This window comes from Ensifer sp., assembly GCF_031989085.1.
GTDB lineage: Bacteria > Pseudomonadota > Alphaproteobacteria > Rhizobiales > Rhizobiaceae > Ensifer.
This window is the reverse complement of sequence record NZ_DALZXU010000001.1, coordinates 1,621,393-1,639,097: the sequence shown is the minus strand read 5'-3', so window position 1 is coordinate 1,639,097 and position 17,705 is coordinate 1,621,393. Positions and strand designations below refer to the sequence as shown.

The 17,705-nt window shown below is 62.3% G+C and carries 18 protein-coding genes; 2 read left to right on the top strand and 16 right to left on the bottom strand.

The window, feature by feature from the left end:
* Positions 1 to 110: 110 nt before the first annotated feature.
* A complete protein-coding gene (gene trmFO / locus RTP54_RS07980) occupies positions 111 to 1,523 on the top strand; it encodes a methylenetetrahydrofolate--tRNA-(uracil(54)-C(5))-methyltransferase (FADH(2)-oxidizing) TrmFO (RefSeq protein ID WP_112809736.1) in 1,413 nt (470 codons plus the stop codon).
* A 218-nt stretch (positions 1,524 to 1,741) separates the two neighbouring features.
* Here the strand turns inward: trmFO and RTP54_RS07975 are convergent, their stop codons facing one another.
* From RTP54_RS07975 to yajC, 5 genes are all read right to left on the bottom strand, one after another.
* Entirely contained in the window at positions 1,742 to 2,209 is a 468-nt protein-coding gene (locus RTP54_RS07975) for a hypothetical protein (RefSeq protein WP_112809737.1), read from the bottom strand.
* A 114-nt stretch (positions 2,210 to 2,323) separates the two neighbouring features.
* Complete coding sequence (locus RTP54_RS07970; protein ID WP_112809738.1) at positions 2,324 to 3,166, bottom strand: phytoene/squalene synthase family protein; 843 nt, start codon at positions 3,164 to 3,166, stop codon at positions 2,324 to 2,326.
* A gap of 21 nt (positions 3,167 to 3,187) precedes the next feature.
* Entirely contained in the window at positions 3,188 to 3,574 is a 387-nt protein-coding gene (locus tag RTP54_RS07965; protein ID WP_112809739.1) for an Mth938-like domain-containing protein, read from the bottom strand.
* A gap of 1 nt (position 3,575) precedes the next feature.
* The gene (secDF, locus tag RTP54_RS07960; protein ID WP_312361879.1) at positions 3,576 to 6,146 is read right to left on the bottom strand and encodes a protein translocase subunit SecDF; all 2,571 of its coding nucleotides are present in this window, start codon (positions 6,144 to 6,146) and stop codon (positions 3,576 to 3,578) included.
* 50 nt (positions 6,147 to 6,196) lie between these two features.
* On the bottom strand, positions 6,197 to 6,532 hold the full coding sequence (gene yajC, locus RTP54_RS07955) for a preprotein translocase subunit YajC (protein ID WP_112809741.1): 336 nt from the start codon (positions 6,530 to 6,532) through the stop codon (positions 6,197 to 6,199).
* A 239-nt stretch (positions 6,533 to 6,771) separates the two neighbouring features.
* Between yajC and RTP54_RS07950 the strand changes: the two genes are divergently transcribed.
* Positions 6,772 to 7,641: an ATP-binding protein gene (locus RTP54_RS07950; protein WP_112809742.1), complete on the top strand. Its 870-nt coding sequence runs from the start codon at positions 6,772 to 6,774 to the stop codon at positions 7,639 to 7,641.
* 23 nt (positions 7,642 to 7,664) lie between these two features.
* Here the strand turns inward: RTP54_RS07950 and RTP54_RS07945 are convergent, their stop codons facing one another.
* The 11 genes from RTP54_RS07945 to RTP54_RS07895 all read right to left on the bottom strand — a co-directional run bounded on the left by RTP54_RS07945 (position 7,665) and on the right by RTP54_RS07895 (position 17,686).
* On the bottom strand, positions 7,665 to 9,227 hold the full coding sequence (locus tag RTP54_RS07945) for a peptidoglycan DD-metalloendopeptidase family protein (protein WP_312361878.1): 1,563 nt from the start codon (positions 9,225 to 9,227) through the stop codon (positions 7,665 to 7,667).
* A gap of 152 nt (positions 9,228 to 9,379) precedes the next feature.
* Positions 9,380 to 10,024 (bottom strand): biotin biosynthesis protein BioC, encoded by a 645-nt coding sequence (locus tag RTP54_RS07940; RefSeq protein WP_312361877.1) that lies wholly within the window; start codon positions 10,022 to 10,024, stop codon positions 9,380 to 9,382.
* Between the two features lie 255 nt (positions 10,025 to 10,279).
* A complete protein-coding gene (locus tag RTP54_RS07935; RefSeq protein ID WP_112809745.1) occupies positions 10,280 to 10,933 on the bottom strand; it encodes a protein-L-isoaspartate(D-aspartate) O-methyltransferase in 654 nt (217 codons plus the stop codon).
* Complete coding sequence (gene surE, locus RTP54_RS07930; RefSeq protein WP_312361875.1) at positions 10,930 to 11,700, bottom strand: 5'/3'-nucleotidase SurE; 771 nt, start codon at positions 11,698 to 11,700, stop codon at positions 10,930 to 10,932. The genes RTP54_RS07935 and surE overlap by 4 nt, the downstream gene beginning before the upstream one ends.
* Before the next feature lie 16 nt (positions 11,701 to 11,716).
* Entirely contained in the window at positions 11,717 to 13,000 is a 1,284-nt protein-coding gene (gene serS / locus RTP54_RS07925) for a serine--tRNA ligase (protein WP_312361873.1), read from the bottom strand.
* Between the two features lie 47 nt (positions 13,001 to 13,047).
* The gene (gene tatC / locus RTP54_RS07920; protein ID WP_112832663.1) at positions 13,048 to 13,890 is read right to left on the bottom strand and encodes a twin-arginine translocase subunit TatC; all 843 of its coding nucleotides are present in this window, start codon (positions 13,888 to 13,890) and stop codon (positions 13,048 to 13,050) included.
* Complete coding sequence (gene tatB, locus RTP54_RS07915; protein WP_312361871.1) at positions 13,887 to 14,570, bottom strand: Sec-independent protein translocase protein TatB; 684 nt, start codon at positions 14,568 to 14,570, stop codon at positions 13,887 to 13,889. Before tatB ends, tatC begins: the two co-directional genes overlap by 4 nt.
* 74 nt (positions 14,571 to 14,644) lie before the next feature.
* The gene (locus tag RTP54_RS07910; protein ID WP_025426854.1) at positions 14,645 to 14,851 is read right to left on the bottom strand and encodes a twin-arginine translocase TatA/TatE family subunit; all 207 of its coding nucleotides are present in this window, start codon (positions 14,849 to 14,851) and stop codon (positions 14,645 to 14,647) included.
* 94 nt (positions 14,852 to 14,945) lie between these two features.
* Positions 14,946 to 16,058 carry an ABC transporter ATP-binding protein gene (locus RTP54_RS07905; RefSeq protein ID WP_312361868.1) on the bottom strand — a complete coding sequence of 371 codons (1,113 nt, stop codon included), beginning with the start codon at positions 16,056 to 16,058 and terminating at the stop codon, positions 14,946 to 14,948.
* A gap of 88 nt (positions 16,059 to 16,146) precedes the next feature.
* Complete coding sequence (scpB, locus tag RTP54_RS07900; protein WP_112816674.1) at positions 16,147 to 16,875, bottom strand: SMC-Scp complex subunit ScpB; 729 nt, start codon at positions 16,873 to 16,875, stop codon at positions 16,147 to 16,149.
* The gene (locus RTP54_RS07895; protein WP_312361867.1) at positions 16,868 to 17,686 is read right to left on the bottom strand and encodes a ScpA family protein; all 819 of its coding nucleotides are present in this window, start codon (positions 17,684 to 17,686) and stop codon (positions 16,868 to 16,870) included. The genes scpB and RTP54_RS07895 overlap by 8 nt, the downstream gene beginning before the upstream one ends.
* Between the last annotated feature and the right edge of the window lie 19 nt (positions 17,687 to 17,705).

Below are 17,705 nucleotides of genomic sequence, written 5' to 3'. Positions count from 1 at the left end.
TCGGATCGCGAGACCAGACTTCCAAGACGGCGCCTTTCAGGCGCCGTTTTCGTTTGCTGCGATAGCAACGACAGTTGGAACGACGGGGCGAGCATGGTAGGAAGCCGGCCATGAGCAAAGACACCTCTTCCCATTCTCCCATCCATGTCATCGGCGGCGGACTTGCCGGGTCCGAAGCTGCCTGGCAGATCGCCGAGGCTGGCGTTCCCGTCATTCTGCACGAGATGCGCGGCGTCCGCGGCACCGATGCACACAAGACCGACGGCCTTGCCGAACTCGTCTGTTCCAACTCGTTCCGCTCCGACGACGCGACCAGCAACGCCGTCGGCGTGCTCCATGCCGAAATGCGCCTTGCCGGCTCGCTGATCATGAAGGCGGCCGATGCCAACCAGGTTCCGGCCGGCAGCGCGCTTGCCGTCGATCGCGACGGTTTCTCCGACGCCGTTACCGCGGCAATTGCCGCCCACCCGCTGATTTCGGTCGTTCGGGAGGAAGTTCGAGGCCTGCCGCCCAGGGAGTGGGACCTGGCGGTGATTGCCACCGGCCCGCTGACCGCCCCTGACCTTGCCGAATCGATCCGCGCGGAAACCGGCGCCGATGCATTGGCCTTCTTCGACGCCATCGCGCCGATCGTCTACACCGAGACGATCGACATGGACATTTGCTGGTACCAGTCGCGTTACGACAAGGTTGGCCCCGGCGGCACCGGCAAGGACTATATCAACTGCCCGATGAACGAGGAGCAGTACCACGCTTTCATCGACGCGCTGGTGGCCGGCGACAAGACCGGCTTCAAGGAATGGGAAGGTACACCCTATTTCGATGGCTGCCTGCCGATCGAAGTGATGGCGGAGCGTGGCCGCGAGACCCTGCGCTATGGGCCGATGAAGCCCATGGGGCTGACGAACGCCCACAATCCGACGGTCAAGGCCTATGCCGTCGTCCAGCTGCGCCAGGATAACGCGCTTGGCACGCTTTACAACATGGTCGGATTCCAGACCAAGCTGAAGTATGGCGCGCAGGCGGAAGTGTTCCGGATGATACCGGGCCTGGAGAACGCCGAGTTCGCACGTCTCGGCGGCCTACACCGCAACACCTATATCAACTCGCCCACGCTGCTCGATGGAACGCTGACGTTGAAATCGCGGCCAGGCCTGCGCTTTGCCGGCCAGATTACCGGCTGCGAGGGCTATGTGGAGAGCGCCAGCATCGGCTTGCTGGCCGGTCGCTTCGCCGCCGCCGAACGCAAGGGGCAAGCCTTGACCGCGCCTCCGGCAACGACTGCGTTCGGCGCGCTGCTCAACCATATCACCGGCGGCCACATCGTTTCCGACGACGAGCCGGGCAAGCGCTCATTCCAGCCGATGAACGTCAATTTCGGGCTGTTCCCGCCGCTCGATCCGGGCGCCATCACCAAGCCTGAAGGCGTCAAGCGTTTCCGAGGCAAGGAAAAGGCAGCGGCAAAGAAGCAGTTGACGGCGGCGCGCGCGCTCAACGACTGCGCCGCCTGGCTGAACGGCTGACGCTCGCCCAGGAGAGCCGCAACGCGGCTTTCCGTCAGGACAGCGCGGAGACAAGGAGATGACGCATCTCTGCGCCTTCGCCGGAGCCAGAAGCGCCCAGGCGGAGAGCCAAGGTTTAGACCTGCAATACCGATCACCTCCGGTTTGCAGGTCTCTCATTTCGATAGCCCACCATCAGCGCCGGCATTGCTGCGGCACTTGCTGCCGGGCAGCCTCCGCTATTCGCTTGCTTGTGCCGGTGATGGCAGGTCGGCCCCATCGGTATTGAATTCCGATTTCGGGCTGAAGCTTCCCAGCAGCCACAGCGAAACCTCGGCAGCCTCGCCCGCATTCTGAAACTCGAATGCATTGTCGAGATACGCGAAGTCCGGGAAATGCACGATCAGCCCACGTCCGCTTTCAGAGCTGTTGACGCGCACCTTGCCAGGTTGAATGACGTGGCAAACATGATGTGTGCCGTGTGACTGAATGAAACCGGCCTTGCCGTCGTGCAGCCTCAGGAAAATCGCCTTGCGGTCTGCCGTCGAATGCAGCGCACGAATCGCCTCATCGGGAAAGGCGCGCCCGAAGTCGACCATGGCCGAACCGGCATCGGGATTGTCCCAGTCGCGCTCGTTGCGCGCATTCATCCACATGTAGAACGCGCCAGCGAGAATGGCGATGATGATGAAAAGCAGCCAGAGCATCGGACGGGCACCCCTTCAATGGGCAGGAAGCGATAGGCTCACGTCTATAAGGTGCGAGCCTTGCGCCAATTTGACCAAACGCGCGACACCGCCTCGACGGAATGTGCGCCCTGTCTAGAACCGCTTGCGCCTGTTCGCCCGCCACATCCACCATTGCCGCCGCCATTGCGCTGGCCTTATCGGCTTGCGCAACAGGTCTGCACCGACGGCGTCAGCGCGATCGAAGACGGGCTCGACCAGTGCCAGCGGAATGAACGCCGCAAAGTTATCGGCCGAAATCGTCGAGATTCGGGCGCGCGCCTTTGCCAGGTGGTCGCGGCCGTAGCCGGTGAAGGCCCGTATCGCCCGCCCGATCGCTTCCAGATCCTGTCCGGCGAGAAGCGTCTCGCGGTCAAGCCCGGTTGCCCTGAGCAGCTCGGCCGGTAGATACACCTGCCCGCGTCGGCAGTGTTGCGGCAACAGCAACAACAGGCCGGCGACCGTCTGGGCGACGCCAGCGTGACCGGCGGCTTCCGCGGACGTTGCCGCGTTTTTCGGATCGAGCACGAGCGAGGAAAGCTGAATGAGCGCCGATGCCGTTTCCCCGGCGTAACCTTCGAACGCCGCCCTGTCTTCCATCGGGTCATCGTAGAGATCGAAGATTCTGGCGTCGATCATGTTCTGGAACACGGAGACCGGCAGGCGGTGCTTGCGAATGCACTCGAGCAAAGCGCGTGCGAGCGGGTGTCCCTCGCCGGTCGCCTCCTCGTTCTCCAACAGTTCCCGCCACCACTGCATGCGGATCTCGCCGGGAATCGGCTCATGCACCAGTTCGCGAATGCGGGCGAGTTCGGCGTTGAAGGCATAGAGCGCTGCGAGCGACGGCTGGCTTTCGACCGGCGCGAGCAGGCAGGCGAGGTAACGGTCACGATCCGTATCCCTGAGGTCGGTCAGGATCTGGCTATCGGTGTCTTGCACGGACGTTTTCCCTGGCCGCGATCAGACGGCAATCAGCGCGACGGCAACCGCGCGCGCTTCGGCCAGCATCACGTTGTAGGTTCTGACGGCAGCGCCGGTGCTCATCGGGTCGGACGAGATGTTGACGGCCCGCAAAGCGGTCTTCAGATCTGCCGGCAGCGGGCGAATGTCGCGGCCGGTGCCGACCAGCAGCACTTCGATATCCCGCGCCTCATCCAGAACACGCTGGAATTTTTCCGGCAACAGCGGATCCCCTTCCGCCACGTCCCATGCATAGACGCCCGAAGGCAGCATCAGGACGGAACCGCGGTGCGACATGTCGGCAAAACGGAAGCCGCCATTGCCATAGGCATCAATCGGGGCGCGTCCCGGAAAGTGCGCTTCGCGGATTTCGATACCCCTTGGCATTTCAGACAGAACCCTTTGCCGTTTGCGCCGTCCCGGCGCCCGGGCCGGAGATGTGCTCGCCGCCCTGGAAATGGTCCGTCCGCTTGCGGAAGAGGATGAGGATCGGACCTGCGATGTAGATGGAAGAGATCGTGCCGACGACGACGCCAAACAAGAGCGTCACGCTGAAAGAGCGAATAAGACCACTACCGAAGAAGTAGAGCGCCGAAAGCGCCAGCACCGTCGTCAGCGCCGTCAGGATGGTGCGTGACAGCGTCTGATTGATCGAAGCGTCGATCAGAACCGAAAGCGGCATCTTCTTGTAACGGCTGAGGTTCTCGCGGATGCGATCATAGATGACGACAGTGTCGTTGAGGGAGTAACCGATGATGGTCAGGAAGGCGGCGATGCTGCCGAGGTTGAACTCTATGCCGGTGATGACGAGGAAGCCGATCGTCAGCAGCACGTCATGCAGGGTCGCGATGATGGCCCCAACGGCAAAGCGCCACTCGAAGCGAAGCCAGACGTAGAGCAGGATCGCGGCAAAGGAGACGGCAAGGCCGATGGTGCCCGCGCGCGTCAGTTCGCCCGAGACAACCGGGCCGACGACCTCGACGCGCTTGAAATCATATTCATCGCTCAGTTCGGCCCTGATGACACCGACCGCAGTTTGCTCGGCGTTGTCGCCGGCCTCCTGCGAGGGGACGCGCACCAGAACGCCTCTGCCGGACCCCAGATGCTGCACCTGCACCTCGCCAAGGTTCAGCTCGTCGAGGCGCACGCGCAGATCGGCGATATCGACGTTGCCTGCCCTGCTCTCGAGCTCGATGATCGACCCGCCCTTGAAATCGACCCCGAGATTGAGGCCGAGGCTGGAGAGCAGGACGACGGAGGCGATCGATAGCGCCGCCATCACGATGAAGATCGGGTTGCGGATCGCCATGAAGCGGATGTCGAGATCGCTGAAGCGACCGGTTCGAATGCCCTTCGGCAGATGCTGCGCCTTCCAGCCGCGAAGCCAGGCCTTGGCGATCCTCCGCGTCACCGTATAGGCGGTAAACAGCGTCGTGACGCTGCCGATCGCGAGCGTGACGGCAAAGCCGCGCACGGAGCCGGAGCCGAGATAAAAGAGAATCGCACCTGCAATCAGCATCGTCAGATTGGCATCGAAGAGGCTGGTGAAGGCACGCGCAAACCCCTTGTTGACCGACTGGACCAGCGGTTGCCCCGTGCGCGCTTCCTCGCGGATGCGCTCGTAGATCAACACGTTGGAATCGACAGCAACGCCGATCGTCAGGATGATCGCGGCAATGCCCGGCAGTGTCAGCGTGGCACCGGTGAGCGACAGCGCGGCGATGATCAGAATGAGGTTCACGGCGAGCGCCGCAACGGCGAAGATGCCGAAGACGCCGTAGAAGAAGATCATGGATGCAGCGACGGCGACGGCGGCAATGAAGCCGGCCTTCAGGCCATCACCGATCGCATCGTCGCCGACGCCAGGCCCGACGGTCCGCTCCTCGACCACGGTCAAAGTCGCCGGCAAAGGTCCGGTTCTGACGAGAGCGGCAAGATCGCCAGCTCCTTCCTCCGGCAGATCGGCGGCAATGATCGCGGTATCACCCTTGATGGTGTCGCTCAGCGCCGCCGTTGCAACGACCTGATCGTCCAGAACGATCGCCACCTTCTGGCCAGCACCTTTCGCCTGCAGTGCAGCCATACGCCCGGTCGCCGCCGGAGACAGTTTGATGGCAACCGAGGCCGCGCCGCCTTCTGCGTCCATCTGCGGCTGAGCCCCGATGAAATCTTCGCCCGACAGGAGCGGCGTCTTTTCGACCAGATAGGGGATCGGCGGATCGTCGAAGGAGTAGAGCACTTCGTTGCCGGCCGGGGGCTGCGCATCGATGGCCTGCTGCACGGGTACGGCATCGTTCTGCAAATGGAATGAAACACGGGCGCGCTGGCTGAGCAGATCCTTCAGCCGCTGCGGATCAGCGAGACCGGGCACTTGAACGATCAACCGATCGTCGCCACGACGCTGGATCAACGGATCCGCCACTCCGACTTCCGCGATCCTGCGCTGAACGACACCGGCCGCCTGGCCCAAAGCCTGAGACAGGCGGTAGTCGATGCCTTCATCGCTCAGGCGAAGCCGGATCAGATCATCCTCTTCAGCACTGTCGAAGGCCAGTTCCGAAACTTCGTCGTTGACCAGTCCACCGGTTTCGACCGGCACCAGCAAGGGCGCGAGTGCTGCGCGCGCGGCGGGCAATTTCGCACGGTCGCGAACCCTGAGCGAAATCCGCTGGCCTTCGCCCGACAGGCCGATATAAGCGATGTCGGCATCGCGCAGGGCTTTGCCGACATCGTTTGTCACGGTTTCAAGCCGTTCGGCGACGATATCGTCGCGCGCAGCCTGCAACATGAAGTGCGAACCACCCTGCAGGTCGAGACCCAGAGTGACCTGACGGTGCGGAAGCCAGGACGGCATCGCGCCGGCCTGTTCCTTCGTCAGGAAATTCGGCATCGCAAACGCGACACCCAAAAGGACTGCCAGCCAAACAAGAGCGCTCTTCAACGGCTTCAGATTGGACATGCCTCAAACGCTCCGTTTCCCGGACGCTTCCGGTTGTGGCTGGACTTCGGTTATTCCTTTACGGGTTCGCCCTTGACGCGAACTTCCGAAACGCCGGCGCGCGCGACGCGGATCTTGACGCCTTCAGCAATTTCCACTTCCAGCTCGCTGTCGTCGATGACCTTCGTCACCTTGCCGAGGATGCCGCCACCGATCACGACCTGGTCGCTGCGACGGATGTTCTTCAGCAGCTCTTCGCGGCGCTTCATCTGCGCGCGCTGCGGGCGAATGATCAGGAAATACATGACTACAAAGATCAGCAGGAAAGGCAGAATGGACATCAGGATGTCGGCGCCGCCGGTCGACGGCGCGCCAGCTGTCTGCGCAAAAGCTTCGGTAATGAACATCGATCACTCCTTGAGTTCAAAATATGCGACGGTTTCTCCGCGCCAAATCGGCCGGAATATAAGGGCGCGCAGCCGCATTGCAAAGCGATGGCACCCGTATCCGATGCAGTGCCTCTGACACAATTTCCGCAAGAGGAGAACCCCCTCTCCCGCCCGCTGCGGCCTTTTCCAGCGCAAACCTGCGTGCTACCCGGTTTAAGCAAAGCCAAGTGACTGATTCAGCAAGCGGAGATGGACCGATGAGTGAAACCAGGATCGACGTTCTCATCAAGGAAATGCAGAAGCTTTCCGCAGCGCTCGAGCGCATCGCCGGCCCTGCTGCCGCTGCCAACGACTGGGATGCCGCCGAGTGTTTTGTCTGGGCGCCGGCCAGCCATCATCTGCAACCGGTCAAGCGACCGAACCGCATCGAATTGTCCCTCATCACCGGCGTCGATCACGTGCGCGACATCCTTGTCGACAACACGCTGCGTTTCGCGGAAGGTTACCCGGCAAACAATGTGCTGCTGTGGGGCGCGCGCGGCATGGGAAAATCCTCGCTGGTGAAGTCCGTCCATGCCCAGGTCGCCCGCGATACGGGCGTAGCAATCAAGCTCGTGGAAGTTCACCGCGAGGATATTGCCACCCTGCCGGCCTTGATGGAGATCCTGAAATCGGCGCCAACGCCGGTGATCGTCTTCTGCGACGATCTTTCCTTTGACCATGACGATACGTCGTACAAGTCATTGAAGGCTGTGCTCGATGGCGGCGTCGAGGGACGGCCGAGCAATGTCCTGCTCTATGCAACATCGAACCGGCGCCACCTTCTGCCGCGCCATATGATGGAAAACGAACAGTCGACCGCCATCAACCCGTCGGAAGCGGTGGAAGAGAAGGTGTCGCTGTCGGATCGCTTCGGCCTGTGGCTCGGATTCCACAAGTGCAGCCAGGACGATTATCTGGCGATGATCGACGGTTATGCCGGTCACTATGGGCTGAAAGTCGACAAGGAGACGCTGCACGCCGATGCGCTGGAATGGTCGACGACGCGGGGCGCAAGGTCCGGCCGCGTCGCCTGGCAATTCATTCAGGATCTGGCCGGTCGCCTGCGCCACCGGCTGGAAGGCTGATATCGACCAGCGGTGATATCGGCCTATTCGAGGAAGGTTGCCGGGTTCACGGCGCTTGCGTTCTTGCGCACTTCGAAGTGAACCTGAGGCTGGCTGGCACGACCGGTCATGCCTGATGCTGCGAGCGTCTGGCCGCGCTGCACCTTCTGGCCGCGTTGCACCTTCAGCTCGGAAGCATTGCCGTAGACGGTCACCGTGCCGTCGTCGTGGCGGATGAGGACGGCGTTGCCAAGTTCCTTCAGGCTGCTACCGGAATAGATGACCACACCGTTTTCGGCTGCCTTGATCGGCGTACCCTCGGGAACGGAGATGTTGATGCCGTCGTTGCGATTGCCATCGACGTTGGCGCCGTAGCCGGCAACAACCGCACCGCGCACCGGCCAGCGATACTTGCTGATGCCCGTGGACTTCGGCGATTCCTCGTCGACATCCGCCGTCTTGCTGGCGACTTCCGACACACTCTGCTTGGCCACGGGGGGCTGGTATTCGGCAGGCTTGCTCTTGTCGAGCGAGGCGACCTGACCTTCGGCCTTCTTGCTCGGAACTGACGCGGTCTTGACCTGGTCGGTCGCACCAGCACCGGCACCCGGCAGCTTCAAAGTCTGTCCAACGCGGATCGATTCAGCCGTCAGGCCATTGGCCTGCTTGAGCGCATCGACCGAAACGCCGGTCGCCTTGGCAATGCGGTTAAGGCTATCGCCCGGCTTGACGGTATAGGAGCCGGCAGAGCCGCCCTCACCCGTCGCGGCAGTCTTGCCGGCAGCCACATCGGACTTGTTTTCGCTCTTGTCGCGCGACTGAGCCTGTCCAGGCAGGATCGCGACATCGCGCTGATCGGCAGGCAGCGGCGAAGGCTGGCGCTTGCCGCCATCAAGGTCGGTAATCGTGTTGGTCGCCGCGGCCCTTGCCGCGCTGCTTGCAACGCCGAAGGTCGGAATGACGAGACGCTGGCCCGGCTCCACCTGTCCTGCGGTCTTCAACCCATTGGCCTTCAGGATCTCCTTCTCAGGCACCCCGAAACGCTTCGACAGGACGGAAACGCTGTCACCCTGGCGAACCATGATCGACGGCGCGTTCTGGGTCGTCCAGCCGCTCTTGCTCGCGACTTCGCCGCTGGCTGCAGCAGCAGGCAAGGCCTGCCGGCTTGCGGCCGATGCCTGCTCGACCTGGCGCGCGGCCGGGAACGGTTGCGGGTCGGTCCGGCGGGCAGCGGCCGTCGTCGGATCGGCGAGCGTCGAGCGCTGAACGTTCATCGGCGTCGAGGCGGCACGTGCACTCGACATCGGCGTCGATGCCGTATTGACCGGATCATAGGCGCCGTTTGCCGAAGGATAGGGCTGACCGAGCGCCGAGTTGCGCGCGTCGGCTGGCGCGACGACAGCCATCTGGCCGTTGTCGACATCGCCGCGCGGCACCGGGGTCGTGTTTCGCTGGATGGAGTTGGTGGTCAGCGTGTCCGACCTTGAGAACAAGCCGTCGAAACGGCTGGCGTCGGAGCTGCAGCCTGTGGCAACACCTGCCAAAAGGACTGCTGCACATAGGCGGATCGTGGACTTTCCAACCTTGGGAGATACAAACTGACGCATGACGCTTACCCACTCCGAACGCTACTCGATGTGGGATGATTAAAGCGTATTAGAGTTACCGCACGGTTAAGGTCGGCACCATCAAAGGGTTAGTTTGACAGAATGCTAACCATAGGGCGGCGCGAAAGCGCGCCAACCGGCGCATCTGGCTCCTAAAACAGTTCGGAATAAAGGCGTTCAATTTCCGAGACGCCGCGCCGCTCGGTCGGCTCTTCCTCATAGCTGATGCTCGTCACGTCCCAGGCAAATATCTGACGTCCCAGCGGCGAGACAGGTGCTTCGGACTGTGCGGTCTTGTCCTCTTCAAGCAACACGCTGACCAGCGTCTGGAAGGTCGCCTCGCTGTCGAGACCGCTTGCGTGATCGTATTCGAGGGAGCGCAGCCCGGCGACGGCAGCCTCTCTTGTCCCGAAATAGCGCAGGCTGTTCTGGTCCTCCGACCGAAGGCCGTCATAATAGTCGATGAAGCCCTTATAGTATCCGCGGTGGTCGCCGGTCTCGAGGAACTTGCCGAAGGCCTGGTACTCCCTGAGCGCCAACTGAGGCGACAAGCGATTGTTCCACTCGTCCCGCGTCAAAGCAGGCTGCCCATCGGAGGATTTTCTGTTTTGGCCGAGATAGAGCAGCGCATCGGCGGAAAGCGAGATGCGCGGCGTCGGATCGAAAAAGGTCGCCTGCATCGCCTGGGCAGCACTTTCGTCCTTGCCGCCTGCGCCGGATTGTCCCGCCGCACGACCGGCAAGGTTGCCCAGCCCATCGCCCGATGTCGCGGTCACTACCCTGTTTGCGATCTGCATATGCCGTCTCCGTCAACAACACGAACAGACAACCTTTCCGAACCGCGTGGATATTCAGCGACTCGCAAGGCCAAGCCTTTCGTGCAGCCACAGGCCTATGGCGTGAAGCTTGCGCGAAACTGGAGAAATTAGGAACCCGTTAACCATTGGCAACTCGCGGAGGCATTCCGCGGAACGCTGTCGCACGGGTGCAACGGGACGACGCCCTCTTGAGGGCAAAGCCCTTGCGAGTGGCCCCGTCCGAGAAAACTCGGCCTAAAGGTAAGACGCCAGTTGCGGAACGATCGGAAGGTAAGGCGCGTCGAACAGATCTTCACGGTCGAAGCGGCTGCCCGTGCGGCTGACACGCACGACGCGACAATGGGTTTCGCTCATCATGATCGGAACGACCAGCGTGCCGCCTGAAACCAGATGATCTGAGAACATGCGCGGCAAGCTGTTGAAGGCGGCCGTTATCAGGATGCGGTCGAAGGTACCCTCGCCTGGCACACCGGCACTGCCGTCGGCATGGCGGACGATGACGTTGCGCACGCCGGATTTCTCCAGGTTCTTCTGCGCCGTCGAAACGAGCGTCTGATAGCGATCGATCGTCAGGACGCGTTCGGCGATGCGCCCCATCACCGCGGCGGTAAAGCCGCTGCCCGTGCCGACCTCCAGAATACGCTGACCGGACTTTAGATTGAGGCAATGCAGCAACCGCACGACAAAATCATAGCCCTCCATGAACGAGCCGCAATCGAGCGGGATCGTTCGCTGGGAATAGGCCTCTGCCTGGAATTGCGGCGGCGCGAAATGGCCGCGTTGCGTCTGCTCGACAGCGTTCAGAAGGCTCTGGTTGTTGATGCCTTCGGCACGAAGCCTAAGCACCATTGCCGCAAAGCCTTCCTGTTCCGAAACACGTCCGCTCAATCGACGGCCCCTTCGTTCAAGGCCCGCACGAGGCGGCCCTGTACGGCGTAATCGGTCAGGTCGAGCTTGAGCGGCGTCACCGAGATGCGGTTTTCGCGCAGCGCGTGGATATCGGTCCCGGCGCGGAAATCGCCGAAGCGTTCACCGAACCGCAGCCAGAAATAGGGAAACCCGCGACCATCGGAGCGTTCATCGATCGTCAGTCCGAAATCGAGCTTGCCTTGCGAAGTCACTTCGGTGCCGGCGACGGCGTCTGCCGAGCACTTCGGGAAATTGAGATTGAGCAGCGTCCCATCCGGCAGATCGACTGTCAGAAGATTTCGGATCAAAGCCGGAGCATGCCGTTCGACGACGTCCCAGGCAACCGCCTCGCCGACGACATGGCTGTAGGCCTGGCTCAACGCCATCGAACGGATGCCTTGCAGCGTTCCTTCCATTGCGCCGGCGACGGTGCCGGAATAGGTGACGTCGTCGGCCATGTTCGCGCCGATGTTGACGCCGGAGAGCACCAGGTCCGGCTTGCGGTCCAGGACCTTTCGCACCCCCATGATAACGCAATCGGTCGGCGTGCCGCGGAGCGCAAAGCGCTTTTCGGAAATCTGGCGCAGACGCAACGGTTCCGACAGCGTCAGCGAATGGGCAAGCCCGCTCTGATCAGCCTCTGGTGCCACCACCCAGACGTCATCGGAAATCGTTCTTGCAATCCGCTCGAGGACCGCGAGGCCTTCGGCATGGATGCCATCGTCGTTTGTCAGCAGGATCCGCATTGCGACTTCTTCCCCGTCAGGCTGCTTTTTCGATACGCGTCTGGCCGCCCATATAGGGCAGCAAGGCATCCGGCACCGAGATTGAACCGTCGGCGTTGAGGTAGTTCTCGATGACGGCAATCAGCGCCCGACCGACGGCGACGCCGGAACCGTTCAGCGAATGCACGAACTTGGTACCCTTGTCGTCCTTGTTGCGGTAACGCGCATTCATGCGTCGCGCCTGGAAATCGCCGCAGACCGAGCAGGACGAGATTTCGCGATAGGTATCCTGCCCCGGCAGCCAGACCTCGAGGTCGTAGGTCTTGCGGGCGCCGAAGCCCATATCGCCGGTGCACAGTGTCATCACGCGGTAGTGCAGCCCCAGACGCTTCAGCACTTCTTCGGCACAGGCCGTCATGCGCTCGTGCTCGGCGACGGATGTCTCCGCATCGGTGATCGAAACCAGTTCGACCTTGTTGAACTGGTGCTGGCGCAGCATGCCGCGCGTGTCGCGCCCCGAGGATCCGGCTTCCGAACGGAAGGACGGCGTAAGGGCGGTAAAGCGAAGCGGCAGTTTCTCTCCTTCGAGAATCTGCTCGCGCACGATGTTGGTCAGCGGCACTTCGGCCGTCGGGATCAGCCAGCGATCATCGGTGGTGCGGAACAGGTCTTCGGCAAATTTCGGAAGCTGTCCTGTGCCGTACATCGCGTCGTCGCGCACCAGGAGCGGTGGCTGGACTTCGATGTAGCCGTGCTCCTGCGTGTGCAGGTCGAGCATGAACTGGCCAAGCGCGCGCTCGAGCCGGGCGAGCTGCCCCTTCAGGATGGTAAAGCGCGATCCGGCGATGCGAGCAGCGCCTTCAAAATCCATCAGGCCCAGCGCCTCGCCGACTTCGAAATGCTCGCGCGGCTGATGGTTCCAGGTGGGCTTGGCGCCGATGATGCGTGTCACGACGTTGCCGGATTCGTCCGAACCGACGGGGACGTCGTCGAGCGGTACGTTCGGCAGGCGCGACAGGGCGTCGTTCATCTGTGCCTCGACCTGCCGGCTCTCGTCCTCAAGCGCCGGCATCGAGTTCTTAAGCTCGGCCACTTCGGCCTTCAGCTTTTCCGCAAGCTCGGTGTTCTTCTGCGCCATCGCGGCGCCGATATCCTTCGAGGCGGCATTGCGTCGCGACTGCATGTCCTGCAGCGACTGAAGGATCGTTCGGCGACGTTCGTCGATGGCGATCAGCGACGCGGACGATGGTTCCGCGCCCCGCTTGGCCAGGGCGGCGTCCAGCACATCGGCATTCTCACGGATCCATTTGATATCAAGCATTGTCGTTCCACGCGTTTGTCAGGTCACGGCGCGGAACCGTCGAATGCTCAGCCCTGTGCGGGGCCAACCTCTTCGGAAGTTTCTTCGTGCGACTGGGCGGCTTCGCGCTGTTGCGCATCCGCTGCCCGTCGTCTTTCGACGAGTCGCGCCATATGGATCGAAATTTCGTAGAGAAGGATGGCCGGCAGTGCAAGGCCGATCTGGGATACCGGGTCCGGCGGCGTCAGTACGGCGGCGACGACGAAGGCGATCACGATCGCATATTTGCGCTTTTCGGCAAGGCCCTGGGCGGTCACGAAGCCCACACGCGCCAGAAGCGTTGTGATCACCGGCAGCTGGAACACGAGGCCGAACGCAAAGACCAACGACATGATCAGGCTGAGATATTCAGAAACCTTCGGCAGAAGCTGGATCGCCACGTGGCCCTCGTCAGCGCCCTGCTCCATCGCCAGGAAGAACCACATGACCATCGGCGTGAAGAAGAAATAGACCAGCGCGCCGCCAAGCAGGAACAGAAGCGGCGAAGCGATCAGGAACGGCAGGAAGGCCGCGCGCTCGTTCTTGTAGAGGCCGGGAGCAACGAACTTGTAGATCTGCGACGCGATGACAGGAAAGGCGATCACCAGGGCGCCGAACATCGCCACCTTGATCTGGGTGAAGAAGAATTCCTGTGGCGCCGTATAGATCAGCTCGACACTGCGTTGGTCCATGCCCGCCCAGGCAACGGCCCATTTGAACGGCAGGACCAACAGGTTGAACAGACCCTTGGCAAAATAGAAGCAGACGAGAAAGGCGATGAAGAACGCGCCGACGGCCCACATCAGCCGCTTCCTGAGCTCGATCAGATGCTCGATCAGCGGCTGCGGCCGGTCCTCGATATCGCCGCTCATGCGTCACCTTTCTTGCGCGTTGTCGCGCGTGTCTTTTGGGGCTTTTCGTTCGGTGCTTCGACCGCGGCCTTGGCGGGCTTCTTGACGGCGGGCTTTTTCGCGGCCTTCGCGGGCACTGTTTCCACTGGCGCCACCTTCGAGGCCGATGCCTTCTTCGGTGCAGGTGCTGCGTCTGCCTTCGCCTTCACTGTGCGCTTCAGCTTTGCTACAGGCTCGGGCGTCCCGGCACGCTGCATCTGCCGGCCGGCCGAACCGATCGCGGCCGCAGCGACAGTGTCTGCCGGCTTTGCCTCCGTCGCGGCGGCCACAGGAGCACTCGCAGGGACCGCCGCCACAGCACTCGGCTCTGGCGAAGCCGCAACGGCGGGCTTATCCGGCGATGCGGCCTTCTGAAGGTCGGATTTGATTTCATCGCCGATCTGGCGCAGCGGGTTCATCGCCTCGCGGAGCGCATTTGCCGGGTTGAGGCTCTGCGCATCGCTGATGGTCTTGCGAACATCCTCGAGGTCTGCCTCACGCAACGCCTCGTCGAATTGCTGACGGAAGTCCGACGCCATGCCACGCAGCTTCGACGTCATGCGGCCAAAGGCCCGCAACATCGGCGGCAAGTCCTTCGGTCCGACGACGATGATGAGTACGATGGCAATGACGACTAGCTCGGTCCAGCCGATATCAAGCATGCGATATGTCCTGCAAACCCGTGATGCGGCCAGCCGGGACGAAATCCCAGCCTGGCCCTATCGGTGCTCGATCTCTAGCGAACTTCGTCAGACTTGTGATCGACAGTCTTGCCGTCCAGCGGCTTGTCGGCCGAAGCGACGTCGTCGTCGTTCATGCCCTTCTTGAAGCTCTTGATGCCCTTGGCAACGTCGCCCATCAATTCCGGAATCTTGCCGCGACCGAACAACAGCAGCACTACGACCAGAACGATCAGCCAGTGCCAGATACTAAAGGAACCCATGCGTATTCTCCCTCTGAGCCTTCCCCGATTTAGGCTCTATTCGCGTGTCAATTTTCAGGCGCTCCACCAGCAGCACCTGTTTTCGCCCCAGACCCTAAGGTGTTGGAACGTCTTTTTCAAACAGCAATATATCTCGCTCGTTAACGGAAAGCATGACATCACGCAATCCTTGCGGCAATTGGTCCGCCCGGATGCGCGCGCGCACGGTTGCGTCACAGCCCGGCACGGCAAGCTCCAGCAGTTCGACGACGCCGATGAAGCGGCGCGAGACGATTCGCGCCTGTATGTCGCCCTCGTCCTCGCCGACATGGAGGCCAGAAAGCCTGACCGCCACCGAAAGACGCTGCCCGTCGCGATACGCGCCGGCATCCACCCCGCCCAGCGGCGTATCTACTCGGCCATTGCTAACTCTTGCGTCGAACACGTTGATTTCCGAGAAGAAACCCGCTGCAAAAAGGTCCCGGGGCCGGCGATAGAGCTCGTCGGCGGTGCCCACCTGAACCAGGCGCCCATCCTTGAGAAGGGCGATACGGTCAGCCATGCGCATCGCCTCCTCGGCATCATGCGTGACGACGATCGCAGTCGCCCGCGTCTCGCGCAGGATCGCCAGCGTATCGGCCCGTATCGAATCCTTTAGCCTCGAGTCGAGGCCGGAGAAGGGTTCGTCCATCAACAGAACCGCAGGCCGCGGGGCAAGCGCGCGGGCGAGAGCCACGCGCTGCTGCTCGCCGCCCGAAAGGACATGGGGATAACGATCGGCGTAGTGCGACAGGCCGACCCGTTCCAACGCCGTATCGGCCTGGATCAACGCTTCCTTCTTGGGAAGAGCTGTCAGACCGAAGCGAACATTGTCGCGAATGGTCATGTGTGGAAACAGGGCAAAGTCCTGAAACATCAGTCCGACGCCGCGTTTTTCCGGCGGAAGGAAGACGGACGGTCCGGAAATCTCCTGGCCGTTGAGCAGGAGGCGACCGGCGCTCTGCATCTCGATGCCGGCGGCGATGCGCAGGAGCGTCGTCTTGCCGGAACCGGAAGGGCCAAGCAGGCAGAGGACTTCGCCGGCCTTCGCCGCCAGACTGACGCCCTTGATCGTTTCCTTGGAATGGTAGCTGTGGTGAATATCCTCGAAAGTCAGGCTCGCAGCGAACGATACACCCGCCGTCCGTCGCGTTGCCATGACGGGCCCGTCCTGCGGATCTGAAACCATGCTGCGTATTCCTTGACACCGGTGGCACCGCGGCGACCAAGCCGGGTGCAGGCTCGACGGAGAAAGCCGAGATCCCCAATCAGGTTTTTTAATCGGCCTCTTCGCCCTTCGGAGTCAAGAGCCCCAGCTCTTCCAGATCGAGTTGGGTGATCGGATCCTCGTTTTCCGCCAGATCGTCCTCGCCGACGGGAACCGGAATATGCAGGTTGGACGGAACGCGACCCGAGAGAAGCCCTGCCCCCTTCAACTCTTCGATACCGGGCAGATCGCGCAACTCCTCCAGGCCGAAGTGGTCGAGGAAATCGCGCGTCGTTCCGAACGTGACGGGGCGTCCCGGCGTGCGCCGGCGACCACGGAACCGAACCCAGCCCGCTTCCATCAGCACGTCAAGCGTGCCTTTCGATGTCTGAACGCCACGTATGTCCTCGATCTCGGCACGCGTGACCGGCTGGTGGTAGGCGATGATCGCCAGGACCTCGAGTGCGGCACGCGAGAGCTTGCGAACCTCCTGTTCGTCCGTTTGCACGACGAAGGACAGGTCAGCAGCAGTGCGGAAGGCCCAGTGATCGGCCACCTGTACCAGATTGACGCCGCGGCTGGCATAAAGTGCCTTCAATCTCGCCATGATGCGCGGCACGTCGGCGTTGCCCGGCAGGCGGCTAGCAATGTAGGTCTCCGAGACTGGCTGGGCGGAGGCGAAGACCAGCGCTTCGGCAATCCGCTCGGCTTCCTGCTCCATGCGCGGATCGTGCCGTGGGCCGTCGTTGTCGCCTGCCTCGTCTTCGACGCCCGGCAGATATTTTTGCGGCTCAGCCACGGGAGGCCTCCATATCGGCGAGTGTCGCCGCATCGATCGGGTTTGGGCCTCGTCTCAGGTAAATCGGCGCGAATGCTTCCTCCTGGCGAATCTCCAGCCGTCCCTCGCGCACCATTTCCAGCGAAGCGGCAAAGGAACTGGCGATGGCCGTCGCCCGCTCCTTCGGGCTCGTCATGTAGCGCAGAAGGAAATGATCAAGCGCTGTCCAGTCATCGAGCTGGCCGACGATGCGCGCCAGGATCAGGCGCGCATCGGACAGCGACCAGACATGGCGCTTCTCGATCGTCACCTGGGTGATCGCCTTCCGCTGGCGCAGGCTCGCATAGGCGGTCAGGAGATCGTACAGCGAAGCGTCGTAGTCCGACTTGCGCTCAGTGACGATGTGCTCCGGCGCGCCGCGCACGAAGACATCGCGCCCGAGACGGTTCCGGTTGATCAACCGGGTCGCCGCCTCGCGCATGGCCTCGAGCCGCTTCAGCCGGAATGCCAGCGCCGAAGCCATTTCCTCACCCGAAGGGCCGTCATCCTTTGCCTGCTGCGGAATGAGCAGGCGCGATTTCAGATAGGCAAGCCAGGCCGCCATCACCAGATAGTCGGCCGCCAGTTCGATGCGGATGCTGCGCGCACGCTCAACGAAAGCGATGTATTGCTCGGCCAGGGCCAATACCGAAATGCGGGCAAGGTCGACACGCTGGCTACGGGCAAGATGCAAAAGCAGATCGAGCGGCCCCTCAAAGCCGGCGATGTCGATGACGAGCGCTTCCTCGTGCAGGCCGCGCTCCGCGGTCTCGTCCTGCCACAGGGGATCCATCGGCGCTTTCGCCCCGGAC